At 45.8% G+C, this 506-nt stretch carries 1 protein-coding gene; it reads left to right on the forward strand.

Going from position 1 to position 506, the window contains the following annotated elements; all coding sequences use genetic code 11:
• Positions 1-256, forward strand: a 256-nt coding sequence (locus tag R7190_RS31190) for a GreA/GreB family elongation factor (protein ID WP_318138385.1), incomplete at its 5' end; no start/stop codon positions are given.
• Positions 257-506 lie beyond the last annotated feature (250 nt).

A 506-nucleotide genomic window follows, 5' to 3' on the forward strand; every position in this document is an offset into this window, starting at 1 on the left:
CACCGTTCGCTTAGTGGATCTTGACCGCTCCTATCAATATCGCATGACGTTAGTTGATTCACGTAAGAGCCAACCTCTTGCGGGGATGCTAGCTGTTGATTCGTACTTAGGTTCCCGATTGTTGGGGCGCTCTCAGGATGAGGTCTTAGAACTCGAGATATTCAACCAGCGCCGCTGCTTTGTGATTACCGAAATCATTCATCAATCACCGCCACCGCCACCGCATCTGGTGTGTAGCTGTATGTTATGTCAGTAAAATAGAGGTGAAGTCATGAGTAAAAAAGACAAGAAGCAACCCCAGTTAAGCTTGAAAGAAAAACGTAAGTTGAAGCAAGAGAAAGCGGCCGAGCAAGGAATGGTGAAAGCGCGTAAACCATCTCGCAAATAAAAATTGCGGCTTATAAGCCCGCCGTAAGAGGTGGGCTTTGTCTTGTTGTCGCGTAGGAAAAGCGAGCTTAATTTGAGGTCTTTAATAGGCGCGTTGAAATTTTTTTCATTTTGTCCCT

Source organism: Vibrio sp. 1078-1, from assembly GCF_033340475.1.